The organism is Streptomyces sp. NPDC001219, from assembly GCF_053597915.1.
Map to the genome: position 1 here is coordinate 1 of NZ_JBSFJF010000089.1, position 23,525 is coordinate 23,525.

23 protein-coding genes are annotated in these 23,525 nt (G+C 72.3%); 9 read left to right on the forward strand and 14 right to left on the reverse strand.

All coding sequences use genetic code 11. The features are described from left to right. Nucleotides 1-454: 454 nt before the first annotated feature. The 3 genes from pknB to ACWC9R_RS33285 all read left to right on the forward strand — a co-directional run bounded on the left by pknB (nt 455) and on the right by ACWC9R_RS33285 (nt 3,997). Entirely contained in the window at nt 455-2,425 is a 1,971-nt protein-coding gene (pknB, locus tag ACWC9R_RS33275) for a Stk1 family PASTA domain-containing Ser/Thr kinase (RefSeq protein WP_450737185.1), read from the forward strand. 65 nt (nt 2,426-2,490) lie between these two features. Next, a complete protein-coding gene (locus ACWC9R_RS33280; protein WP_450737187.1) occupies nt 2,491-3,390 on the forward strand; it encodes a deoxyribonuclease IV in 900 nt (299 codons plus the stop codon). Between the two features lie 91 nt (nt 3,391-3,481). Beyond that, nucleotides 3,482-3,997 (forward strand): DUF4396 domain-containing protein, encoded by a 516-nt coding sequence (locus ACWC9R_RS33285; RefSeq protein WP_450737188.1) that lies wholly within the window; start codon nt 3,482-3,484, stop codon nt 3,995-3,997. A gap of 25 nt (nt 3,998-4,022) precedes the next feature. Here ACWC9R_RS33285 and ACWC9R_RS33290 read toward each other — a convergent pair whose 3' ends face one another. Next, the gene (locus ACWC9R_RS33290) at nt 4,023-4,646 is read right to left on the reverse strand and encodes a sulfite oxidase-like oxidoreductase (RefSeq protein WP_362611821.1); all 624 of its coding nucleotides are present in this window, start codon (nt 4,644-4,646) and stop codon (nt 4,023-4,025) included. A 157-nt stretch (nt 4,647-4,803) separates the two neighbouring features. Here ACWC9R_RS33290 and bfr point away from each other — a divergent pair, with 157 nt between their 5' ends. Next, entirely contained in the window at nt 4,804-5,280 is a 477-nt protein-coding gene (gene bfr / locus ACWC9R_RS33295; RefSeq protein ID WP_450737190.1) for a bacterioferritin, read from the forward strand. A 70-nt stretch (nt 5,281-5,350) separates the two neighbouring features. Here bfr and ACWC9R_RS33300 read toward each other — a convergent pair whose 3' ends face one another. Together ACWC9R_RS33300 and ACWC9R_RS33305 are read right to left on the reverse strand one after the other, a co-directional pair. Further along, nucleotides 5,351-5,605 (reverse strand): (2Fe-2S)-binding protein, encoded by a 255-nt coding sequence (locus ACWC9R_RS33300; protein WP_450737192.1) that lies wholly within the window; start codon nt 5,603-5,605, stop codon nt 5,351-5,353. A gap of 173 nt (nt 5,606-5,778) precedes the next feature. Continuing rightward, complete coding sequence (locus tag ACWC9R_RS33305) at nt 5,779-7,122, reverse strand: class II 3-deoxy-7-phosphoheptulonate synthase (protein ID WP_362611827.1); 1,344 nt, start codon at nt 7,120-7,122, stop codon at nt 5,779-5,781. 117 nt (nt 7,123-7,239) lie between these two features. Here ACWC9R_RS33305 and ACWC9R_RS33310 point away from each other — a divergent pair, with 117 nt between their 5' ends. Both ACWC9R_RS33310 and ACWC9R_RS33315 read left to right on the forward strand, forming a co-directional pair. Then, the gene (locus ACWC9R_RS33310; RefSeq protein ID WP_450737210.1) at nt 7,240-7,284 is read left to right on the forward strand and encodes a trp operon leader peptide; all 45 of its coding nucleotides are present in this window, start codon (nt 7,240-7,242) and stop codon (nt 7,282-7,284) included. 98 nt (nt 7,285-7,382) lie between these two features. Next, nucleotides 7,383-9,392, forward strand: a complete 2,010-nt coding sequence (locus tag ACWC9R_RS33315) for an anthranilate synthase family protein (RefSeq protein WP_450737194.1) — start codon at nt 7,383-7,385, stop codon at nt 9,390-9,392. Here the strand turns inward: ACWC9R_RS33315 and ACWC9R_RS33320 are convergent. From ACWC9R_RS33320 to ACWC9R_RS33340, 5 genes are all read right to left on the reverse strand, one after another. After that, the gene (locus ACWC9R_RS33320) at nt 9,358-10,374 is read right to left on the reverse strand and encodes a 2-hydroxyacid dehydrogenase (protein WP_450737195.1); all 1,017 of its coding nucleotides are present in this window, start codon (nt 10,372-10,374) and stop codon (nt 9,358-9,360) included. The two genes, ACWC9R_RS33315 and ACWC9R_RS33320, sit on opposite strands and share 35 nt — an antisense overlap. Before the next feature lie 141 nt (nt 10,375-10,515). Continuing rightward, nucleotides 10,516-11,544 carry a 6-phosphofructokinase gene (locus ACWC9R_RS33325; RefSeq protein WP_393366955.1) on the reverse strand — a complete coding sequence of 343 codons (1,029 nt, stop codon included), beginning with the start codon at nt 11,542-11,544 and terminating at the stop codon, nt 10,516-10,518. A gap of 201 nt (nt 11,545-11,745) precedes the next feature. Beyond that, complete coding sequence (locus ACWC9R_RS33330) at nt 11,746-12,417, reverse strand: response regulator (protein WP_450737196.1); 672 nt, start codon at nt 12,415-12,417, stop codon at nt 11,746-11,748. 70 nt (nt 12,418-12,487) lie between these two features. After that, nucleotides 12,488-13,804 (reverse strand): MacS family sensor histidine kinase, encoded by a 1,317-nt coding sequence (macS, locus tag ACWC9R_RS33335; RefSeq protein ID WP_450737197.1) that lies wholly within the window; start codon nt 13,802-13,804, stop codon nt 12,488-12,490. 55 nt (nt 13,805-13,859) lie between these two features. Next, nucleotides 13,860-14,591, reverse strand: coding sequence for a lysophospholipid acyltransferase family protein (locus tag ACWC9R_RS33340; protein WP_450737199.1), 732 nt, complete (start codon nt 14,589-14,591; stop codon nt 13,860-13,862). Nucleotides 14,592-14,753: 162 nt separating this feature from the next. Here ACWC9R_RS33340 and ACWC9R_RS33345 point away from each other — a divergent pair, with 162 nt between their 5' ends. Together ACWC9R_RS33345 and ACWC9R_RS33350 are read left to right on the forward strand one after the other, a co-directional pair. Then, nucleotides 14,754-15,551, forward strand: coding sequence for an alpha/beta hydrolase (locus ACWC9R_RS33345; RefSeq protein ID WP_450737200.1), 798 nt, complete (start codon nt 14,754-14,756; stop codon nt 15,549-15,551). Then, nucleotides 15,538-16,119 carry a hypothetical protein gene (locus ACWC9R_RS33350; RefSeq protein ID WP_450737201.1) on the forward strand — a complete coding sequence of 194 codons (582 nt, stop codon included), beginning with the start codon at nt 15,538-15,540 and terminating at the stop codon, nt 16,117-16,119. Before ACWC9R_RS33345 ends, ACWC9R_RS33350 begins: the two co-directional genes overlap by 14 nt. A gap of 1 nt (nt 16,120) precedes the next feature. On the opposite strand, the gene ACWC9R_RS33355 is transcribed toward ACWC9R_RS33350, so the two are convergent. From ACWC9R_RS33355 to ACWC9R_RS33380, 6 genes are all read right to left on the reverse strand, one after another. Then, nucleotides 16,121-16,897: an endonuclease/exonuclease/phosphatase family protein gene (locus ACWC9R_RS33355; RefSeq protein WP_450737202.1), complete on the reverse strand. Its 777-nt coding sequence runs from the start codon at nt 16,895-16,897 to the stop codon at nt 16,121-16,123. Between the two features lie 121 nt (nt 16,898-17,018). Then, nucleotides 17,019-17,960 (reverse strand): ROK family glucokinase, encoded by a 942-nt coding sequence (locus tag ACWC9R_RS33360; protein ID WP_362611842.1) that lies wholly within the window; start codon nt 17,958-17,960, stop codon nt 17,019-17,021. Nucleotides 17,961-18,100: 140 nt separating this feature from the next. Continuing rightward, a complete protein-coding gene (locus ACWC9R_RS33365) occupies nt 18,101-18,574 on the reverse strand; it encodes a DUF5304 domain-containing protein (protein ID WP_450737204.1) in 474 nt (157 codons plus the stop codon). Nucleotides 18,575-18,680: 106 nt separating this feature from the next. Continuing rightward, entirely contained in the window at nt 18,681-19,883 is a 1,203-nt protein-coding gene (locus tag ACWC9R_RS33370) for an ArsA family ATPase (protein ID WP_450737205.1), read from the reverse strand. Nucleotides 19,884-19,885: 2 nt separating this feature from the next. After that, nucleotides 19,886-20,368 (reverse strand): SRPBCC family protein, encoded by a 483-nt coding sequence (locus ACWC9R_RS33375; protein WP_450737207.1) that lies wholly within the window; start codon nt 20,366-20,368, stop codon nt 19,886-19,888. Between the two features lie 221 nt (nt 20,369-20,589). Beyond that, nucleotides 20,590-21,366 carry a metallophosphoesterase family protein gene (locus tag ACWC9R_RS33380; protein ID WP_362611851.1) on the reverse strand — a complete coding sequence of 259 codons (777 nt, stop codon included), beginning with the start codon at nt 21,364-21,366 and terminating at the stop codon, nt 20,590-20,592. A 276-nt stretch (nt 21,367-21,642) separates the two neighbouring features. Here ACWC9R_RS33380 and ACWC9R_RS33385 point away from each other — a divergent pair, with 276 nt between their 5' ends. Next, nucleotides 21,643-23,439, forward strand: a complete 1,797-nt coding sequence (locus ACWC9R_RS33385) for an AMP-dependent synthetase/ligase (RefSeq protein ID WP_450737208.1) — start codon at nt 21,643-21,645, stop codon at nt 23,437-23,439. The last annotated feature ends 86 nt before the right edge of the window (nt 23,440-23,525 follow it).

Sequence of the window (23,525 nt, forward strand, 5' to 3'; positions counted from 1 at the left end):
GGGCCTGGGGGGGGGGGGGGGGCCGGACTGCTTCGCTTTACGTCCGGCACACCCCACCCGCTCCGACCCGTCCCCTCCCGTGGGTGGATGGGAAAGACGGTGAGTGGGGGCGTATGCCGGTGGTCCGGTGCTCCTCGCGCAGCAGGAGTGACACACCCCACGGACGCACGCCCCCACCCACCCGCACTCACTCCTCCCACGGGAGGGGGCGGGCCGGAGGGGCAGGGTTTCCGGACGTAAAGCGAAGCAGTCCGGAAACCCTGCCCCGGAGGCCCGTCACCGCACCCACAACCCACCCGCCCGCCGCAGGCGCAACGGCGAGGAACAGGCAAACACCACCCGCACCCACGCCCCGCGCAGCGGACCCGAAACGGCGAAAGGCCCCCACGGCGGGACAGCCGACAACGTGGGCCGGGAAGCAAAACGCAGTGAAAGGGCCATACACTCGACTGCCGTGGATACGACCCTTCAGGACCCGCTCGTGGGCCAGCTGCTCGACGGCCGCTACCGCGTCCAGGCGCGCATCGCCGCCGGCGGTATGGCCACGGTGTACCAGGCGACGGACACCCGGCTGGACCGGCTGCTCGCGCTGAAGGTGATGCACCCGACCCTCGCGACGGACGCGGCGTTCGTCGACCGCTTCATCCGCGAGGCGAAGTCGGTCGCGCGGCTGTCGCACCCGAATGTGGTGGGCGTCTTCGACCAGGGCACGGACGGCACGTACGTCTACCTGGCGATGGAGTACGTCGCCGGCTGCACGCTGCGCGACGTGCTGCGGGAGCGGGGCGCGCTCCAGCCGCGGGCCGCGCTGGACATCCTGGAGCCGATCCTGGCCGCACTGGGCGCCGCGCACCGCGCGGGGCTGGTGCACCGCGACATGAAGCCGGAGAACGTCCTGATCGGGGACGACGGCCGGGTGAAGGTCGCCGACTTCGGGCTGGTGCGCGCGGTGGACACGCACACCACCGCCTCGACCGGCTCGGTGCTGGGCACCGTCTCGTATCTCGCGCCCGAGCAGATGGAGCACGGCACGGCCGACGCCCGGGTCGATGTCTACGCCTGCGGTGTGGTGCTCTACGAGATGCTGACCGGCGGCAAGCCGCACAACGGCGGCTCCGTGGCGCAGGTCCTCTACCAGCATCTGCACGAGGACGTGCTGCCGCCGTCGGGGCTGGTGCCCGGTCTCGCGCCACAGCTGGACGAGCTGGTCGCGCTGGCCTGCGCCCGCGATCCGCAGCTGCGCCCGCAGGACGCGGTGGCGCTGCTGTCCCGGGCGCAGGAGGCCCGTGCGCAGCTGACCGACGCCCAGCTGGACGTCGTGCCGCCGCAGGCCCGGGAGGTGCCCGCCGGCGGCCTCGGCGAGGGGTCGGAGCCGACGGACGTGATACCCCGCACCGAGGGCGTACAGCCGCTGCTGCCGGGGACGGACGGAGCGGAGCTGAACCGGACCAGCCGGCTGGAGGTGCCGCCGTCGGAGCAGACGACCCGGCTGCGTCCGGTGCCGGCACCGGAGGCGCCGGCCCGCGGCGGGCTGCTCCAGCGCCACAAGCTGGCCACGATCATCGCGGCGGTGCTGCTGCTCCTCGGGGCGGGCACCGGCGTCTGGTACATCAACTACGGCCAGTTCACCGCCGTCCCCGCGGTGCTGGACATGCCGCAGGCCAAGGCCGAGCGGACGCTGCGGGACGAGGGGCTGGGCGTGAAGGTGGTGCGCGGCTTCAGCTCGAACGTGGAGCGCGGCCGTGTGATGAAGACGGACCCGGCCAACGGCAAGCAGATCCGGGGTACGGGCACGGTCACGATCACCGTCTCCCGGGGCCCGGACATCGTCACCGTCCCGGACCTGTCGGGCACCCCGGTCGCCGACGCCAAGCGCAGGCTGCGCGACCGCGGGCTGATCCCCGGCACCGAGAGCCGGACGTTCAGCGACGAGGTCGCCAGGGGCTCGGTGATCGGCACGGACCCGGCGGCGGGCGCCAGGCGGCGGCCCGACACGGCGGTGGCGCTGACCATCAGCCGGGGCGCCGAGGTCGAGATGCCCGGTGTGCTCGGCAGCGAGCGGGCGGACGCCGTGGAGACGCTGCGGGAGGCGGGCCTGAAGGTGCGCTTCGCCGCCGAGCCGGTGCACTCCACCCAGGACAAGGGCACCATCGCCCGGCAGACGCCGGCCGAGGGCGGGAAGCTGGGCAAGGGCGAGACGGTCACCCTCACGCTCTCCAAGGGCCCGGAGATGGTCCCGGTCCCGGATGTCAGCGGCAAGAACGAAGAGGACGCCAAGAAGCAGCTGACGGATCTCGGCTTCCAGGTCGAGGTGGACAAGCCGTTCTTCTTCCCGAAGGACGAGGTCGAGTCGCAGTCGGTGGAGCCGGGCAAGAAGGCGCCCAAGGGCGGCACGATCACCATCAAGATGAAGGGCGGGCTGTAGCCCGCTGATGCGGCGGGCCGCCGTCCGGGGGACGGCGGTCGTGGCACACCTGGCACCCTGGGAGGGTGAGTACCTCCCCCTCCCCGAAGGGCGCCGAGCAGCGCGCCCGTGCCCGTAATCCGGTCGGCGGCCATGTGCCGGTGGCCGGCGGTCTGGCGAAGACCGGCATTCCGTACGCCCGTGAGATGGGCGACGAGGTCGTCCAGGTCTTCGTGGCCAATCCGCGCGGCTGGGCGACGGCCCCCGGCGACCCCGCCCAGGACGAGGAGTTCCGGGCGGCCTGTGCCCGGTACGGGATGCCGGCGTATGTCCATGCGCCGTATCTGATCAACTTCGGTTCGCACACCGAGGCGACGGTCGAGAAGTCCGTGGCGTCGCTGCGCCACTCGCTGCGCCGCGGCCGGGAGATCGGTGCGCGCGGGGTGGTGGTGCACACCGGTTCGGCGACCGGCGGACGGCCGCGTGCGACGGCGCTGGCGCAGGTCAGGGAGCGGATGCGGCCGCTGCTGGAGGAGCTGACGCACCCGGACGATCCGTGGCTGCTGCTGGAGCCGACGGCCGGGCAGGGCGCGTCGCTGTGTGCGCTGGCCGAGGACCTCGGGCCGTACTTCGACGCGCTGGACCGGCACCCCAGACTGGGGGTCTGCCTCGACACCTGCCACGCGTTCGCCGCCGGGCACGACATGGCGGCGCCGGGCGGGATGAAGGCGCTGCTGGACGAGCTGGTGGAGGTCACCGGCGAGGGCCGGCTGAAGCTGATCCACGCCAATGACTCCAAGGACGTGGCCGGCGCCCACAAGGACCGGCACGAGAACATCGGCGCGGGTCACCTCGGTGCGGAGCCGTTCGCCGAGCTGTTCGTCCATCCGGCGACGGACGGGGTGCCGCTGGTCGTCGAGACGCCGGGCGGCAAGGAGGGCCATGCCGCGGACGTGGCCCGGCTCAAGGAGCTGCGCGCGCCCTGAGTCTGCCGGTACCCCCGTGCGGGAATCCTCCGAGGGGGTACCCGGTTCTTGTGGCCGGGAAGGGACCACTGCCTCGCGTTGGGGGTCTGCCATGGAGCACGTACCGCACGAGCAGCGCACGGCCGCGCCCGGCGCCCCGCCCGGGGCCGGCACCCGCGCCGCCCCCGGTCCGGCCGGCTGGGCGCCGGCGGCCAGGGCGACCCTGCACTGTCTGACCGGATGCGCCCTCGGCGAGGTCCTGGGCATGGTGATCGGTACGGCGCTGGGCTGGCACAACGTCCCGACGATGGTCCTGGCGATCGTGCTGGCCTTCGTCTTCGGCTACGCCCTCACGCTGCGCGGTGTCCTGGCGGCGGGCGTCGGCTTCGGGGCGGCGCTGCGGGTCGCGCTCGCCGCGGACACGCTCTCCATCGCGGTGATGGAGCTGATCGACAACGGGGTGATCGCGCTCTGGCCGCGCGCCATGGACGCCCAGCTCTCGGACCCGCTCTTCTGGGGCGTGCTGGCGGCGTCGCTGGTGCTCGCGTTCGTGGTGACCACACCGGTGAACAAGTGGATGATCGGCCGCGGCAAGGGGCACGCGGTGGCGCACCGGTACCACCACTGAGCGCGGTGTCCGCCGGCCGGGCCGGTCAGAGCTCGGGGCCGTCGCCGGGTTCTTCCTGGTACGAGTAGCGCTGCTCCCGCCACGGGTCGCCCAGGTTGTGGTAGCCGCGTTCCTCCCAGAAGCCGCGGCGGTCGGCCCGCATGTATTCGATGCCGCGGACCCATTTGGGCCCTTTCCAGGCGTACAGATGGGGCACGATCAGCCGGACCGGGAATCCGTGCTCCGCGGTGAGGACTTCACCGGAGCGATGGGTGGCGAAGAGGCACTTCTCCGCGGCGAAATCCTCGATCCGCAGATTGGAACTGAATCCGTACTCGGCCCACACCATGACATGGGTGACATCGGGTGCCGGCGGCGCCAGGTCCAGGATGGTCCGGGTGTGCACCCCGCCCCATTCGGCTCCCAGCATGCTGAATTTCGTCACGCAATGCATATCCGCGACGACCGTGGTGTACGGCAGGGCCGTGAATTCGTCGAGTGACCAGCAGTGCTTCGCGTCGTCGGCGGTGGCGCCGAATGCCCGGAACTCCCAGCGTTCGGCGCGGAACTTCGGCACCGGCCCGTAATGGGTCACCGGCCAGCCCCGCTGGAGCCGCTGCCCCGGAGGCAGCTCAGGAGGCTCCTCTTCGCGGCTTTCCGGCTGACCCATGCCCTCCATGGTGTCAGACCGGAAGGGGTGCCGATGACCAGGGACGGGAGGGATTCGGGCAACTCGTACTAAGCATGCACTTACTGGACGCCCCGCTCCGCGCGGTGCGAGGATGCGCGGCACCTGCCCAGTTCTCGCGTGGAAGGAGCCCGCAGCCATGCAGGGCGACCCCGAGGTCATTGAATTCCTCAACGAGCAGCTGACCGCCGAGCTGACCGCGATCAACCAGTACTTCCTGCACGCCAAGATGCAGGAGAACTTCGGCTGGACCAAGCTCGCGAAGTACACCCGCTCCGAGTCCTTCGACGAGATGAAGCACGCGGAGATCCTCACGGACCGGATTCTCTTCCTCGACGGTCTGCCGAATTACCAGCGGCTGTTCCATGTGCGGGTCGGCCAGAGCGTCACCGAGATGTTCCAGGCCGACCGGCAGATCGAGGTCGAGGCCATCGACCGGCTCAAGCGCGGTATCGAGGTGATGCGTACCAAGGGCGACATCACCTCGGCGAACATCTTCGAGGACATCCTCGCGGACGAGGAGCACCACATCGACTATCTCGACACCCAGCTGGAACTGATCGAGAAGCTCGGGGAGGCGCTCTACCTCGCCCAGGTCATCGAGCAGCCGAGCTGAGCGGGCGGCCGGATGCCCGGCCTCCGCAACGGCCCGGGCGGCACGGGGAGATCACCCGCACCCCTGGGGGCTAGGCGGCCTCCGAGAGCACCGCGGGCGCCACGGCGTCCGCCTCCGCGCCCAGCGGCTCGGGCGCACCGCTGTCGATGAGTTCGCGGCGGGGGCAGTCCCCCCGGCCGAGCAGCGACTGGATACGGCGTACACAGCCGCCGCAGTCGGTGCCGGCCTTGCAGGCGGAGGCGATCTGGCGGGGCGTGCAGGCGCCCGAGTCCGCGTGGTCGCGGACCTGCTGCTCGGTGATCCCGAAGCAAGAGCAGACGTACACGCGGTTTCACCTCCGGTGGGATGCCCCACCGATCCGGCTGATCTTCAGTGAGGTAACCCTTACCTTACCTGGCCCGGCAGGGGCGGCACAACGCGGTGGGGCGCGGATCACATGATCCGCGCCCCACCTCTGTCGTGGCCCTGACCGTCGGTGCAGGTCAGCCGCCGGCTGTCCTACTGGTCGCGGTACATCTCCGCCACCAGGAACGCCAGGTCGAGCGACTGGCTGCGGTTGAGCCGCGGGTCGCAGGCGGTCTCGTAGCGCTGGTGCAGGTCGTCGACGAAGATCTCGTCGCCGCCGCCCACGCACTCGGTGACGTCGTCACCGGTGAGCTCGACGTGGATGCCGCCCGGGTGCGTGCCGAGGTTCTTGTGGACCTCGAAGAAGCCCTTGACCTCGTCCAGCACGTCGTCGAAGCGCCGGGTCTTGTGACCGGAGGCGGCCTCGAAGGTGTTGCCGTGCATCGGGTCGCAGATCCAGGCGACCTGCGCTCCGGAGGCGGTGACCTTCTCGACCAGCTCGGGGAGCTTGTCGCGGATCTTGTCCGCTCCCATGCGGGTGATGAAGGTCAGCCGGCCCGGCTCCCGCTCCGGGTCGAGGCGCTCGATGAGCGTCAGCGCGTCCTGGGCGGTGGTCGTCGGACCGAGCTTGACGCCGATGGGGTTGCGCACGCGCGAGGCGAACTCGATGTGCGCACCGTCCAGCTGACGGGTACGCTCGCCGATCCACAGCATGTGGCCCGAGACGTCGTAGAGGTTGCCGGTGCGCGAGTCGACCCGGGTCAGCGACGACTCGTAGTCGAGGACCAGCGCCTCGTGGGAGGCGTAGAACTCGACGGTGCGGAACTCCTCCGGGTTGACCCCGCAGGCGTTCATGAAGTTCATCGCACGGTCGATCTCGCGCGCCAGGTCCTCGTAGCGCTGCCCGGCGGGCGAGGACTTCACGAAGTCCTGGTTCCAGGCGTGCACCTGCCGCAGGTCGGCGTAGCCGCCCGTGGTGAAGGCGCGCACGAGGTTCAGCGTCGCCGCGGAGGCGTGGTACATCCGCTTCAGCCGCTGCGGGTCCGGGATGCGGGACGCCTCGGTGAACTCGAAGCCGTTGACGGAGTCGCCGCGGTAGGTCGGCAGGGTCACGCCGTCGCGCGTCTCGGTGGGCTTGGAGCGCGGCTTGCTGTACTGGCCGGCGATCCGGCCGACCTTGACCACCGGGACGGACCCGGCGTAGGTCAGGACGGCGCCCATCTGGAGCAGGGTCTTGAGCTTGTTACGGATGTGCTCGGCGGATACGGCGTCGAAGGCCTCCGCGCAGTCGCCGCCCTGAAGCAGGAACGCCTCACCACGGGCGACGGCTCCCAGGCGCTCGCGCAGCTGGTCGCACTCGCCCGCGAAGACGAGCGGCGGATAGGACTCGAGCTCCGCGATCACATCGCGCAGAGCCTCTTGGTCCGGCCATTCAGGCTGCTGCGCCGCGGGCAGGTCTCGCCAGGTGTTGCCACCGGCGTGGGTTTCAGCGTTCACGGTCACAAGCCCCACATTACGGGGTCCCGCGAGGGTGTCCGTCCGGGCATCCGGACTGTGAGACACCCGGCACCCCCACGGTCCGGTAGGGTGCCCCCCATGTGCACGCGACCGTCCATGAACAGGAACTGGTGGTGGACCGCTCATCCGGCGGCCCACTGATTTCGCGCGCACATCCCACACTCCGCGAAGGCCGCCCGAGGGGCGGCCTTCAGCCTTTTCCGGCGGCCGTTCCTCCCCTCCTGGAAGGAACCCCCGCCATGCACCGCGAGCCCCCCGCCCGCACCGACGCCGCCGCGCTCGTCGAGCGGCTGCTCGACCCCGCCTGCCCACCGTTCGCCCTGCTGCACCGCCGTACCCCGGGGCGGGAGGCCGCGTCCCCCGTCGTCGAGGTGCTGACCGGCGAGGTGACCGAGGTCGAGCGGCTGGCCGACATCCCGCTGGGCGACGGGGTGCCCGGGGCGCCGGTGACCGACGCGCTCGCCCTGATCCCGTTCCGGCAGATCCGCGAGCGCGGCTTCCGGGCGCACGACGACGGCACCCCGCTGGCCGTGCTGCGTCCCCGGGAGACCGCCGAGGTGCCCCTGGACGAGATGCTGGCGGCGCTGCCCGCCCATGACGTGCGGGTGACGGACGGGGCGTTCGACGTGGACGACGACGCCTACGCCGGGATCGTGGAGCGGGTGGTGCGGGACGAGATCGGCACCGGTGAGGGCGCGAACTTCGTCATCCGCCGGACCTTCGAGGGCGAGATCGCGGACTTCTCGGCGGCCGACGCGCTGGCGCTGTTCCGGCGGCTGCTGGCCGGTGAGCGCGGCGCGTACTGGACGTACGTGGTGCACCGCCCCGGGGTGCGCACACTGGTCGGCGCCAGCCCCGAGGTGCATGTGCGGATGACGGGCGGGCGGGACGAGCGCGAGACGCTGCCGGCCGGGGGCGACGGAGCGCGGGTGGGCGGGACGGTCGTGATGAATCCGATCAGCGGCACCTACCGCTACCCGGAGGGCGGGCCCACCGCCGAGAGCCTGCTGGCGTTCCTCGACGACCGCAAGGAGGCCGAGGAACTGTCCATGGTGGTGGACGAGGAGCTGAAGATGATGTGCACCGTCGGCGACAAGGGGGGTGTGGTGATCGGGCCCCGGCTCAAGGAGATGGCGCATCTCGCGCACACCGAGTACGAGCTGCGCGGCCGGTCCACCCTCGATGTCCGCGAGGTGCTCAGGGAGACGATGTTCGCGGCGACGGTCACCGGGTCGCCGGTGCAGAACGCGTGCCGGGTGATCGAGCGGCACGAGCCGGTGGACGCCGACGGCCGGGGGCGCGGCTACTACGCGGGGGCGCTGGCGCTGATCGGGCGGGACGCCGGGGGCGCGCAGACGCTGGACTCGCCGATCCTGATCCGGACCGCCGACATCGACGCCGGGGGGCGGCTGCGGGTGCCGGTCGGCGCCACGCTGGTGCGCGCCTCCGACCCGTACGCCGAGGTCGCCGAGACGCATGCGAAGGCGGCGGGGGTGCTCACCGCGCTGGGCGTGCGGGAGGCGCCGGCGCGGCCCGCTGACGGGGGGCGTCCGCCGCGGCTGGCCGACGATCCGCGGGTGCGGGCCGCGCTGGACGCCCGCCGGTCCGGTCTGGCGCCGTTCTGGCTGCGGATGCAGACCACCGCGCCCACCGCCGAGCTGAGCGGGCACGCCCTGGTCGTCGACGCGGAGGACACCTTCACCGCGATGCTGGCGCATCTGCTGCGGACCTCGGGGCTGACCGTCAGCGTGCGCCGCTACGACGAGCCGGGGCTGCGGGCCGCGGCCCGTGCGCACCGGGGGCCGGTCGTGCTGGGCCCGGGACCGGGCGACCCGTCCGACGCCGCCGACCCGAAGATGCGCTTTCTGCGGTCGCTGACCGCCGAGCTGGTCGCCGGGCACCGCCACGGGGTGCTGGGGGTGTGCCTGGGGCACGAACTCCTCGCCGCCGAGCTGGGGTTGGAGATCGTGCGCAAGGAGGTGCCCTTCCAGGGCGCGCAGGAGCGGATCGAGTTCTTCGGGCGCGAGGAGACGGTCGGCTTCTACAACACCTTCACGGCCCGCTGCGATGACACCACCGCCGCCGAACTCGCGATGCACCGCGTGGAGTTGAGCCGGGACGCGGCCACCGGAGAGGTGCATGCGCTGCGCGGTCCGGGCTTCGCGGGGGTGCAGTTCCACCCGGAGTCGGTGCTGACCCTGGACGGGGCCTCGGTCACGGCGCAGCTGCTGGCAGCTGTCCTCGTGTGACCAGCATGTTCTCGTTGGTGCGATGGGCCAGGTAGTCCTCGACGTTGGCCACGGTGGCCGCGGTGATCTGGCCGACCGCGTCCTCGGTGAAGTACGCCTGGTGCGAGGTGACCAGGACGTTCGCGAAGGTCATCAGGCGGGCGAGGGTGTCGTCGCTGATGATGTCCAGGGACTTGTCGAAGAAGAAGAACGCGGCCTCCTCCTCGTAGACGTCCAGGCCGACGCCGGTGAGCCGGCCGTCCTTGAGCGTCTCGACGAGGGCCGCGGTGTCGACCAGCCCGCCGCGGCTGGTGTTGAGCAGGATCGCGTCGTCCTTCATCGCGGCCAGCGCGGCGGCGTCGACGAGGTGCCGGGTGCCGTCGACCAGCGGGAGGTGCAGGCTGACCAGGTCCGACTCGGCGAACAGCCGCTCCTTGGCGACGTACTTCATGCCGAGTGCGACACAGCGCGGGTTCTGGGCGAGGTCCCAGCCCAGCAGGTTCATGCCGAAGCCGTGGGCGATCCGGGTGAAGGCCTCGCCGATCTTGCCGGTGCCGAGCACCCCGGCCGTCCGCCCGCGCAGGTCGCGGCCCATCAGGCCGTCCAGCCGGAAGTCGAAGTTGCGGGTGCGGTGAATGGCCCGGACGATCCGCCGGTTGACGGCCAGGGCCAGCGCCCAGGCGAACTCGGCGACGGAGTGGGGTGAGTAGAAGGCGACGCGGCCGATGCTCAGCCCGAGGTCGGCCGCGGCCTCCAGGTCGATGTTGTTGAAGCCCGTGGAGCGCTGGGCGATCATCTTCGTCCCGCCGGCCGCGAGGGTCTGCAGGACGTCGGCGCCCAGGTCGGCGTTGACGCTGGAGCTGACGATCTCGTAGCCGCGGGCGATGGGGGCCGTGTCGCGGTTGAGGAAGACGTCCAGACTGCGGACCTGGTGGCGGCCGGCGAAGGCCTTCTCCAGGAACGGCCGCTCGTCCGCCTGCACACCGAAGGCGACGATCTCCACGAGTTCTCCCGGTCTTCGTTCCGGTTCAGGGTCTCCCGCCCATGAGCGAGGGGCCGGATATGTCGCGTAGGGCGAATATACGGCCCCTCGCCCGGCGGTGCCGCCCGGAGCGCGGACGGCAACGGGAGCGGCGCCGCGGGCTCAGCCGAAGAACACCCCGGCCTCGGCGTAGAGCGCCGGATCGACGGTCTTCAGCCTGGCGGTGGCGTCCGCGATCGGCACCCGGACGATGTCCGTACCGCGCAGCGCGACCATCTTCCCGAAGTCGCGGTCGCGCACCGCGTCGATGGCGTGCAGCCCGAAGCGGGTGGCCAGCCAGCGGTCGAAGGCGCTGGGTGTGCCGCCGCGCTGGGTGTGCCCGAGGACCGTGGTCCGCGCCTCCTTGCCGGTGCGCGACTCGATCTCCTTGGCCAGCCACTCCCCCACCCCGGACAGCCGGACGTGCCCGAAGGAGTCCGTGGAGTCGTCCTTGAGCACCATCTGCCCGTCCTTGGGCATCGCGCCCTCGGCGACGACCACGATCGGGGCGTAGCGGACCTTGAAGCGGGACTCGATCCACCGGCAGACCTGCTCGATGTCGAAGCGCTGCTCCGGGATGAGGATGACGTTCGCGCCGCCGGCCAGGCCGGAGTGCAGCGCGATCCAGCCGGCGTGCCGGCCCATCACCTCGACGACCAGTACCCGCATATGGGACTCGGCGGTGGTGTGCAGCCGGTCGATGGCTTCGGTGGCGACGCCGACGGCGGTGTCGAATCCGAAGGTGTAGTCCGTGGCCGACAGGTCGTTGTCGATGGTCTTGGGGACGCCGACGCAGGGGACGGCGTGCTCGTCGGAGAGCCGGGCGGCGACGCCGAGGGTGTCCTCGCCGCCGATCGCGATCAGCGCCTCGATCTCGTGCTTGGCGAGCGTCTCCCTGATCCGGCGGACGCCGTCGTTCTCCTTGAAGGGGTTGGTCCGCGAGGAGCCGAGGACGGTGCCGCCGCGCGGCAGGATGCCGCGCACCGCCGGGATGTCCAGCGGCACCGTGTCGCCCTCCATCGGCCCGCGCCAGCCGTCCCGGAAGCCGACGAACTCGTATCCGTACTCCTGGGTGCCCTTGCGGACGATGCCCCTGATCACCGCGTTCAGACCCGGGCAGTCGCCGCCGCCGGTCAGTACTCCGACCCGCATCGCTGCTTCACCTACATCCCGTCCGTGGCCGCGCACTCGGCCGTGTTCGCTCCGACCCCGGTCACGCTAATGGTGATCTGGGTCACTCAGGGATGGGACAAACGGTGATGTCGGTGATTTGTCCGGGAGTTGGGCCGAGGCGTTCACCCGTACGGGCGGACCGCGCCGGTCCGCCGTCCGGGCGGCCGGGGCCCGCGCCGGTCAGCCCTCGTCGAGACCGCGCTCGATCGCGTACCGCACCAGCTCCACGCGGTTGTGCAACTGGAGCTTGCCGAGGGTGTTCTGGACGTGGTTCTGGACCGTGCGGTGCGAGATGACCAGGCGTTCGGCGATCTGCTTGTACGAGAGTCCCTTGGCGACCAGCCGCAGCACCTCGGTCTCCCGGTCCGTCAGCCGCGGGGCGCCCGGCTCGTCCGGCGCCGCGGGGGCCGGCTCGGTCGCCAGCCGGCGGTACTCACCGAGCACCAGACCCGCCAGGCCCGGGGTGAACACCGCGTCACCGGCGGCCGTCCGCCGCACCGCGTCCAGCAGCTCCTCCGTGCTGGCCGACTTCAGCAGATAGCCGGTCGCGCCGGACTTGACCGCCTCCAGGACATCGGCGTGCTCCCCGCTGGCGGAGAGCACCAGCACCCGCAGCGCCGGACGGGCGCCGACCAGTTCCTGGCACACCCGGACGCCGGGCAGCCCCGGCAGATTGAGGTCCAGGACGAGGACGTCGGGCGAGGCGGCCTGCGCCCTGCGCACCGCCTGGAGACCGTCGCCGGCCGTCGCCACCACGTCGAACCCGGCCTCGGCCAGGTCCCGCGCGACCGCGTCCCGCCACATCGGGTGGTCGTCGACCACCATGACCTTCAGGGCCCTCTGCTCACTCATGCCCGCACCCCGCCCCGCGCGGTGCGGACCCGCTCCGTGCTGCGCACACTCACTCTCTCGCCTTCCCCCGTCATCCGCCCTCGGGCGCCGTGCCCTTGGGGACCGTCAACTCCACTTCCGTGCCCTGGCCGGGGACCGAGACCCACGCCGCGGTGCCGCCCAGGTCCCGCAGCCGGCCGCGGATGGACAGCGCCACGCCCAGCCGGCCCTCGCGCTCGGCGTCCGCGAGCCGGCCCTCGGGGATGCCGGGGCCGTCGTCGCGGACCGTCACGATCACCGCATGCGGTTCGTCCTCCACCAGAATCCATGCGCGGGCCCCGTCACCCGCGTGCACCCGGACATTGTCCAACGCGGCACTGACAGCGGCCGCCAACTCGGCCGCCGCGGCGGCCGGCAGCCCGACCGGGGCGCCGGGCTCGGAGAACGTGACCCCGGCACCCGCGAACGGCGCGAGCAACGCCCGCACGTCGCACGGCCCGTCCTCGTCCGGCTCCGGCGCCGGTACGGCCACGACGGCCGGTGCGGCGGCAGCCGCGTCGTCCGCGGCGCCCGCACCGGCCGGGTGCGGCACGGTCTGCTCCGCGCCGCCCGGCCGGGCTCCGCGCGGCGGCACCAGTCCGCCGGCGACCAGGGTCCGCAGCGCGACCTCCTGCTCCCCCGCCATCCGGCCCAGCTCGGCCGCCTCGCCGCCGATCGCGGCACCGCGCCGCTGCACCATGGCCAGGACCTGGAGCACGCTGTCGTGGATGTCACGGGCCAGCCGCTCCCGCTCCCGGGTGGCGGCCTCTATCTGCAGCGCACGGGCGAGGGTGCGCTCACTGGCCCGCGCCACCTCGACGACATAGCCGATGGCGACGCTGGCCACCCAGACCAGCACCACGTTGTGCACGGTGTCGCGGGCCAGCTCCTGGCGCTCGACGAGGTTGGCCACCGCCACGGCGCTGGACGCGACCGCGGCCCAGCGCCAGCCGCCCTTGATCGCGAAGCCCAGCACGGCGCCCGCCGTCCAGATGGAGGGCAGCGTCGGAGCGCCGTCCATGATGCGGGCCTGCGTGTCGATCAGCGGCGTGAGCAGGATGCCGCCGACCGCGAAGCCGAGGTCGGCGAGGAGGAAGTGCCGGGTGCAGCGCTCGGCGGACGTCGTCCGGCGCCAGGTGAACACCATCCACAGGGTGAGCGCGCCCATGTAGGCGGCGGCGCCCAGCGGTCGCGCGTACTGCGGGTACGAGAGCGCGACCAGGCACAGGACGTAGCCGAGGGTCAGAATCCGGTAGCCGGTGAGCGCGCGCCACAGCGGCAGCTCGACGGACATCCGCACCACCTTCGGCGGCTTGCTCCGGTGCCTGGCGGCCAGGCCGCGCACGGTCGGTATGTCCGTATCCCTCATTGCCGGCCCCCACCTCTCGCCGGGCGCCCCCGCGCCCGGCCTCGGCCCTGCCCGTCTATTCGGCGGCCGCCTTCTTGGCCTGCTCCGCCTCGCTCTGCTGCTTCGCCTCGGCCTTCGCCGCGTCCGCCAGCTGCCGCTTGGCCGCGGTCGCGTAGATGTCCACATACTCCTGGCCGGACAGCTTCATGATCTCGTACATGACCTCGTCGGTGACCGACCGCAGGATGAAGCGGTCGCCCTCCATGCCCTGATAGCGGGTGAAGTCCAGCGGCTTGCCGATACGGATGCCCGGCCGGATCATCTTCGGCACGATCTTGCCCGGAGGCTGTACCTTCTCGGTGTCGATCATCGCCACGGGGATGACCGGCGCCCCGGTGGCCAGCGCCACCCGGGCCAGTCCGCCCGGCTTGCCGCGGTAGAGCCGGCCGTCCGGGGAGCGGGTGCCCTCCGGGTAGATGCCGAACAGCTCACCGCGCTCCAGCACCTCGATGCCGCTCTTGATCGCCGCCTCGCCCGCGCCGCGGGCACCCGAGCGGTCGACCGGCAGCTGGCCCACGCCCTTGAAGAACGCGGCGGTCAGCTTGCCCTTCACGCCCGGCGAGGTGAAGTACTCGGACTTGGCGATGAAGGTGACCTTGCGGTCGAGTACCGCGGGCAGGAAGAAGGAGTCCGAGAAGGACAGGTGGTTGCTCGCGAGGATCGCCGGACCCTCGGCGGGGATGTTCTCGATGCCTTCCACCCAGGGCCTGAAGGCAAGCTTCAGCGACCCGCCGAGGGAAAACTTCATTGCGCCGTAGATCAACCGACTGCCTCCTGTGTGTGACGCAAAGACCTTAACCTGCCCCGGCGGCGCACTCGCGCCGTGGCGGCCGTCGGACCTATCCGCTTGCCGTCACTTTGCGTACCCTGAGGTAACTCGCCAGGCCCCCTCATCGATCGGAGTCCCCCGGTGCCGCTCCTTCCCGGAGCCGAGCCGTTCCGCCGTGACGGCGGAGAGGTCGGCGTCCTCGTGTGCCACGGCTTCACCGGCTCCCCCCAGTCCGTACGCCCCTGGGCCGAATATCTGGCCGACCGGGGACTCACCGTCGCCCTCCCGCTGCTGCCCGGTCACGGCACCCGCTGGCAGGACATGCAGCTCACCACGTGGCAGGACTGGTACGCCGAGGTCGACCGGGAGCTGCGCGCGCTGACCGAGCGCTGCTCCAAGGTCTTCGTCTGCGGACTGTCCATGGGCGGTGCGCTGGCGCTGCGGCTGGCCGCCAAGCACGGCGACGCGGTCAGCGGGGTCGCGGTGGTCAACCCGGGCAACAAGGTCCATGACCCGGCCGCGCCGCTGCTCCCGGTGCTGCGGTATCTCGTCCGGACCACCAAGGGCGTGGTCAGCGACATCGCCCGGCCCGGTGCCGAGGAGGTCGGCTACGACCGGGTGCCGCTGCACGCCGCGCACTCGCTGCGCCGGTTCTTCCAGCAGGTCGACTCCGAACTCCCGGGCGTCACCCAGCCGTTGCTGGTGATGACCAGCCCGCAGGACCATGTCGTACCGGCGGCGGACTCCGAGCGGGTGCTGGCCCGGGTCTCCTCCACGGACGTGCGGCAGACGCTGCTGGAGCGCAGCTACCACGTCGCGACGCTCGACCACGACGCCGAGCAGATCTTCCGGGACACCTTCGCGTTCATCTCCCGGCTCGCGCCGGAGGCAGGGACGGACGCGGCGCAGGAGGGGACGGCGGCCCGTGGCGGAGCGTAGCCCCCGCGATCCCCGGGACCCGCTGGACGAAGAGGCCGCCTGGGCCGAGATCGTCGCGGGCTACGGCGAGCAGCCGTCGTTCCCGGCGGACGACGGGGAGAGCGGGGACGGGCCGGCCGGGAAGCCGGACGCCGCCGCGCCCTCCGAGACGTCGGGCAAAGACGGGGCGGCCGGGGCGCCGGGCAAGGACGGCAAGGACGCCGGGGACGGCACGGGCGACGCCGCGCGTCCGGGCAGCTTCGTGGTCTTCGCACCGGGTGTCGGCCCCCGTGACTGGGACGCCGCCGAGGCCTCCGACGACGACTTCGACGCGACCGACGAGGGCCACTTCACCCCGCCCGAGCCGCCCCCGCTGCCGCAGACCGACGTCACCGCCAGGTTCGCCTGGCTCGCGGTGATCGGCGGCCCGCTGCTGCTGGTGGCCATGGTGCTGCTCCAGCAGCCGGTGACGTGGTGGATCACGGTCCTGGGCGTCGGCGGCTTCCTCGGCGGCTTCGGCACGCTCGTGGCCCGGATGAAGGACGACGACGAGGACGACGACCTGCCGGGCAGCGGCGCCGTGGTGTGAGTCAGTCCGTGGCCGGCACCCGCAGCGCGGCCAGCACCGGCAGATGGTCCGTGGCGGCCCGGAGGTCGGACTCCGCCACCCCCGCCAGCCCGTGCGGCACCCCGCAGCCCAGGACCTCCACGCCCTCCGTGGTGAAGATCGCGTCGATCCGCTGATGCGGGTCGTGGGGCGTGGAGGTGAACTCCCCGCCCCACGGCTTGGCCGCCCAGGCGTCCGTGAGCGCGCCCGCCAGCCGCCGGAAGCTGCGGCCCCCCGGCCGGTCGTTGAGGTCGCCCCCGGCGACGGCGTACGGCACCTCCAGCGCGGCCAGCCGCTCCAGCAGCAGCCCGGCCTGCTGGTAGCGCTCCCGGTCGGCGAGGCTGAGATGGCAGCTGAGCACACCGAGCCGGGCCCCGCCGATCCGGACCACGGCGAGGGCCAGACCGCGCTGGTGCAGTCCGGGGGTGCGGGGCAGCAGCACCTCCTCCGTGCGCTCCACATGGGCGCGCAGGGTGGACAGGATCATCGGGCCCGCGGTCGTGCCGCCGCCGGTGACGTAGACCAGGCCGGCCGCGCGGGCCAGCCGCTCGGCGGCCTTGCGCCAGCGGAAGAACCGCGGCGCCTCCTGGATCAGCACGAGGTCGGGCGCGCAGGCCCGGATCACCCGGGCCAGCGCCGCGCGGTCGTCGCGCAGCGAGCGGATGTTGTAGCTGAGCACCCGGATCACGGCCGCACCGCCGCGTCCTGACTCCCCGGCGGCGGGGCCGGGTTCGGTGGCGGAGGCGGGGAGCGAGATCACGGCGGCAGGTCCTCTCACCGGGAGGGTCACGCGGCCAAGATAGAGCACCGCCCGCCGCTCCCCCTCCGGGGCGCGACGGACGGTGCCGTACGGATACGCGGGCGCCGGGCGCCCGGTGGTGTCAGCCCTGGCGCGCCAGGTCGGCCGCGCCGACCAGACCGGCCTTGCCGCCGAGCTGGGCGGCGAGCACCTGGGCGTGCGGCCGCCACTGGTTGCCGACCAGCCAGCGGCGGAAGGACTTGCGGATCGGGCCCAGGACCAGTTCGCCCTCGTCGGAGACGCCGCCGCCGACGATGAAGGCGGACGGGTCGAAGAGCGAGGCGAGGTCGGCGAGTCCGGCGCCGGCCCAGCGGGCCAGTTCACGGAACGAGTCGATGGCGACCGGGTCGCCCTGGCGGGCCGCCTCGCTCACGTGCGGGCCCTGGATGCCCTCGGAGGTGCCGTCGCCGAGCGACAGCAGGATCTGGGCGTTCTCGGGGGTGGCGAAGGCACGCTGGCGGGCGTAGCGCAGCAGGGCACGGCCGGAGGCGTACTGCTCCCAGCAGCCCTGGTTGCCGCAGCCGCACATCAGGCCGTCGGGGACGACCCGGATGTGCCCGAACTCGGCGGCGACGCCGAAGCGGCCGCGGCGCAGCTTGTTGCCGATGATGATGCCGCCGCCGAGGCCGGTGCCGAGGGTGATGCAGATGACGTCGCTGTGGCCCTGGCCGGCGCCGAAGCGGTACTCGCCCCAGGCCGCGGCGTTGGCGTCGTTCTCGACGACCACCGGGAGGCCGACGCGCTGTTCGACCTTGTCCTTGAGCGGCTCGTGGCGCCAGTCGATGTTCGGGGCGAACAGGACCGTGGCCCGCTTCTCGTCGACGTAACCGGCGGCGCCGATACCGACGGCCTCGACGTGATGGCCCGCGCCGACGGTGCGCACCGCTTCCGCGATGGCCTCGGTCAGGGCGTCGGTGGCCTGCGGAGTCGGCACCTTGCACGTCTCAAGGATCGAGCCCTCTTCGTCGACCACGCCGGCCGCGATCTTCGTGCCGCCGATGTCGACGCCGATGGTGAGTCCCATGTGTCCCTCAGTTTTTCGCTCGAACCCCGCCGGGACCCACCGTACCGGAGGCGGGGGTGCCGCCCGCGTTCTTCGGACCGGAGGGACGGGGACACCTCCCGTCCACCGGGCCGTGCTCAGGACACCGGGCGGTGCTCAGCTCAGTCGAGGTCGATCCGCTCGGTGCCCGTGGGGCCGTCGTCGTCGCGCGGATCGTCCGCACGGCTCTCGGGGCGGACGTCGCCCTCGTCACGGGTCCAGCGGCGCTCGCTGCCCTCGACGGCGGAGCGGTAGGCGGCGAGCAGCTCGGAGCCGGCCGCTGCGAGGTGGTCGAAGATGTCGGGGTTGCGCTCGATGACCGGCTCGACGGCCGCCTTGGCCTGCTTGAACAGCTGGTTGACGGCACCCTGCGCGGCGATCCCGCCCAGTGCGCCGGGCAGCTGGATACCGGCGAGCTTGTCGGTCACCGCCTCGGCGAGCTTGCGCAGCTCCTCGGCGGCGCTGCCCTGCTGCGGGCCGTGGGCGGCGCGGTGCCGGGACTTCTCGGCCGCGAGGTCCTCGGCGCAGGCGGTCGCCCAGGCGTCGGCATCGGGCTCGGCCCTGCGGTCGGCGGGGCGCTCGGTGGCATCACTCATGAGGAACTCCGTGACTCCTGCGGCGAGGCGGTACGGCGAAGCTGTGCGGGACGGGCACGTCGGGGCGGGGCCCACCCCCGACGTTACCCGAACGGTGGTAGCGCGTTCAGTCGCTCTTGGGCCACAGATCCGGATCGGGCGTGAAGCGGATCTCCAGGGCTCCGTCGCGGAGTCCGGCGCCGGAGACGGTGCAGCGGCGCAGCGCGGAGGGGAGCGTCCGAATCCGCCGGAAGCGGCCGACGGTGACCACGATCTCGTCGCCGCGGCGCACCAGGCCCAGGCCCCGGCGTTCGGCGCCGGGCAGCGGCACCCGCCAGACCAGGATGCCGTCGGTGGCCAGCCGGTCCTCGACGGTCCAGGGGTCGGGGTGCGGCCCGTCGGCGGGTCCGGCCGCGGCGGTCCCGGCGGCCGGTCCACCGGTCAACTCACCGAGTTCGTCGACGCCCTGGGGGTCGCGGCCCAGGTGCGGCACCTCATGGACGGGGAGGTCGGGGAACTCCTCGCGCAGCGCCTTGAGGACGCTCTGCTGGCTGCCGGAGAGCGCGGCGAGGAACGGGTCGGCCGAGCCGGTGGGCAGCAGCCGGTTGACGATCACGCCGTCGGTGCGGCGGCCGTGCAGGGCGAGCCCGGCGCGGAGGGTGCGGAGCGTGGCGGCGGCGACCGGGCCGGCTTCGGTGACCAGGCGTACGGAGGTGCCGGGGTCGTCGATCGTCCGCTGGACGGCGGCGAGTTCGGTCTCCCAGCGCTCGGCGGCGTCGTACAGCTTCTGCGCCGGCATCGGGACGCCGGCGAGCTGGGCGAGGACCGGGCGCAGTGCACGGGCCGCCTGCCGCTCGGGCGGCAGCAGCCGGCGCAGATAGCGGCGCACCTGGGCGGGCAGGGCGAGCAGCCGGACGGCCTCGTCGGCCGAGGGCATGTCGACGACGACGAGGTCCCAGTCGTCCGAGACGCGTTCGGCGTGCAGCGCGTGCAGCAGCGCGAAGTCCTCGGAGCCGGGGAGTTCGGTGAGTTCGTCCTCGTCGAGGGGGGCGGCGCCGAGCAGGTCGAGGGCGGCGCCGGCGCGCTCCTGGAAGGCGAGGAACTCCTGGCGGAAGCGGTCGCCGGGGTCGATGCGGCGGGCGTGCAGACCGGGGGCTATCGGGGTGGGGGTGTCGGCACCGAGGGGGGTGCCCAGCACCGTTTCCGGTGCGCTGCTCCCGGTGGTGAGCAGCAGGGCCCGCTCGCCCCGGCGGGCACCGGCCAGGGCGGTCGCGGCGGCGAGCGTGGTGCGGCCCGCGCCGCCGGTGCCCGTGACGAGGACGATGCGCACGCTCAGAGCTTCTTGGCCTCGTCGGCGGGCGTCTGCGGGCCGTCGTGGCCGCTCTCGACGCGCTTCTTCAGCCCGGCCAGCGCACGGTCGATGATGACCTTCTCGGCCTTGCGCTTGATCATGCCGAGCATCGGGATCTTGACGTCGACGGTGAGCTGGTAGGTCACCTCGGTGTGCGCGCCGCCGCCGAGCGCGGCGAGGCGGTAGGAGCCGTCGAGGGCGCGCAGCATCTGGGACTTGACCAGGGACCAGCTGACCTCGTTCTCCCCGGTCCAGGTGTAGGCGAGGGTGTGGTCGTCCTTGATCGCTCCGGCGTCCAGCAGCAGGCGCACCTGCTCGGCGCGGCCGTGGTCGTCCTTGGCGAGCACCTCTGCCTCCTTGACCTCTCCGGTCCACTCCGGGTAGCGGTCAAAGTCGGCGATCACCGCCATCACTTCGGCGGGTGCCGCCTCGATCGTGATGCTCGAGCTGGTGTGTTCGGCCATCGCCGTGACTCCTCCATGCCGATTCGTTCCGGTCCGCCGACTCTTCCCCGAGCTCTCGGCTCCGAGCGGGGGGAGACCCCGTTACCCGGTGTCTGCGCTGCTACCGGCTCCGAGGCTACCGCGCGGGATACCGCGGACGGACACCAGCAGGCCGGGGAGGGCCGGGGCGGGAGGGCCGCCGGGTGCGCTCCCGGGGCCGCCCGGGCCAGGGGTGTCCGGGCTCACCACTCCAGGACATAGGGCGTCCCGGTCGCGTTGAAGTGGCCGACATTGACGCATTCCGTGCCGTCGATCCGGGCCCGGCGGGCCAGCGGCTGGTGCACATGACCGAAGAGGGCGTAGCGGGGCCGGGTGGTGCGGATGGCGTGCAGCAGGGCGGCGCTGCCGCGTTCGAAGCGGCGGGCGACCGTGTCGTAGCAGAGCTCGGGGACGTCGGGCGGGATGTGGGTGCACAGCACGTCCACCTCGCCGACCGCCTCGATCTTGGCGGCGTACTCCTCGTCGCTGATCTCGTAGGGCGTGCGCATGGGGGTGGTCAGGCCGCCGCCGACGAATCCGAAGACCCGGCCGCCGATCTCCACCCGCTGGCCGTCCAGGACGGTGGTGCCGGGTGCGGCGTACTCGGGCCACAGGCGCGGGATGTCGACGTTGCCGTAGGTGGCGTACGTGGGGGTCGGGAAGGCGGCGAAGAGTTCGGCGTACTGCCGGCGGACCGCCTCCTCGATGGCGGAATCCCGGCTCACGCCCGCCCGGTCGAGTTCGCCCCAGAGCCGGCGGCCCAGTGCGCGGGCCTCCTCGAAGCGGCGGGCGGTGCGGAGTTCGACCAGGGCGCTCGCGTTCGCGGCGCCGAAGAGGTCGGGGAAGATGCCGCGCGAGTGGTCGGCATAGTCGAGGAAGAGAACCAGGTCACCGAGGCAGACCAGGGCATCGGCACCGGCTCCGGCCGCCGCGAGGTCCCGGCTGTTGCCGTGTACGTCACTGACCACATGCACACGCATGGCGTCACCCTAGAGCGCCCGCGCCGGGCGCCGGGAGGGGGCCCCGGACCTGGGGTTACTTTCGGGTCACCGACCCATTGGTCTAGTCTGCGCGGGTCAGTCCCCATGGCGTGTCCCGCAGCGTGTGACGCATCGAACATCTGGCCGCTCCCCTCTATCCCAACCGCGATACCGATGGGTAACGTCCGGGCAGTCCACTCCCCCTTGCACGATCATGGACCGCCGCCGGTGCAACACACAGCGTCGTGGCGCCGGCGCTTTTGAGGAGCAGCAGTCTTGCGCGAGTTCAGCCTTCCGGCCCTGTACGAGGTCCCCGCGGACGGGAATCTGACGGATCTCATCCGCCGAAATGCCGCGCAGCACCCTGATGTTGCGGTCATGGGACGCAAGGTGAACGGAGTGTGGCAGGACGTCACCGCCGCCACCTTCCTCGCCGAGGTCCGCGCCGCCGCCAAAGGCCTGATCGCCTCCGGGGTCCAGCCCGGCGACCGGGTCGGGCTCATGTCGCGCACCCGCTACGAGTGGACGCTGCTGGACTTCGCCATCTGGAGCGCCGGCGCGATCACCGTCCCGGTGTACGAGACCAGTTCCGCCGAGCAGATCCAGTGGATTCTCGGCGACTCCGGCGCGGTGGCCTGCCTGGTGGAGTCCCCCTCCCACGAGGCCACCGTCGAGTCGGTGCGCGACCGGCTGCCCGAGCTGGAGAACATCTGGCAGATCGAACGGGACGCCATCGCCCGGCTCCAGGCCGCGGGGGACGGGATCTCCGACGACGAGGTGGAGGCGCGCAGCGCGCTCGCCGACGCGGACTCGCCGGCCACCATCGTCTACACCTCCGGCACCACCGGCCGCCCCAAGGGCTGTGTGCTCAGCCACCGCAGCTTCTTCGCCGAGTGCGGCAACATCGTCGAGCGGCTGCGGCCGCTGTTCCGTACCGGCGAGTCCTCGGTGCTGCTGTTCCTCCCCATCGCGCACGTCTTCGGCCGGCTGGTGCAGGTCGCCGCGGTGATGGCGCCCATCAAGCTGGGCCACGCCCCCGACATCAAGAACCTCACCGACGACCTCGCCTCGTTCCGGCCGAAGCTGGTCCTGGGCGTGCCCCGGGTCTTCGAGAAGGTCTACAACTCGGCGCGGGCCAAGGCGCAGGCCGACGGCAAGGGCAAGATCTTCGACAAGGCGGCGGACGTCGCGATCGCCTACAGCCGCGCGCTGGACACCCCGGGCGGCCCGTCGTTCGGCCTGAAGCTGCAGTACAAGGTCTTCGACCGGCTGGTCTTCGGCAAGCTGCGCGCCGTGCTCGGCGGCCGCGCCACCCACGCCATCTCCGGCGGCGCCCCGCTCGGCGAGCGCCTGGGCCACTTCTACCGCGGGATCGGCTTCACCGTCCTGGAGGGCTACGGCCTGACGGAGTCCTGTGCGGCGACCGCCTTCAACCCCTGGGACCGGCAGAAGATCGGCAGCGTCGGCCAGCCGCTGCCCGGCTCGGTCGTCCGGATCGCCGACGACGGCGAGGTGCTGCTGCACGGCGAGCACCTCTTCACCGAGTACTGGAACAACCCGTCGGCCACCAAGGAGGCGCTGTCCGACGGCTGGTTCCACACCGGCGACCTCGGCACCCTCGACGAGGACGGCTACCTCGCCATCACCGGCCGCAAGAAGGAGATCCTCGTCACCGCGGGCGGCAAGAACGTCGCCCCCGCCGTGATCGAGGACCGTATCCGGGCGCACGCCCTGATCGCCGAGTGCATGGTCGTCGGCGACGGCCGGCCGTTCATCGGCGCGCTGGTCACCCTCGACGAGGAGTTCCTGCCCCGCTGGGCCGAGGAGCACGGCCACCCGGCCGGGGTGACGCCGGCTCAGCTCGCGGAGGACCCGGAGCTGCTGGCCGCCGTGCAGCGCGCGGTCGACGACGGCAACGAGGCGGTCTCCAAGGCCGAGTCGGTGCGCAAGTTCCGTATCCTGCCGACCCAGTTCACCGAGGAGTCGGGCCATGTCACCCCGTCGCTGAAGCTCAAGCGGAACGTGGTGGCGAAGGACTTCGCGGAGGACATCGAGGCGCTCTACCGCGCCTAGGACCTGTCGTCAAACTCCCGTCGTTCGCCCGAAGGGCGGCCCCGCGGCGTCTGGTGCGTGCGATCGCAAGGCGGAGGGTCGCCCCG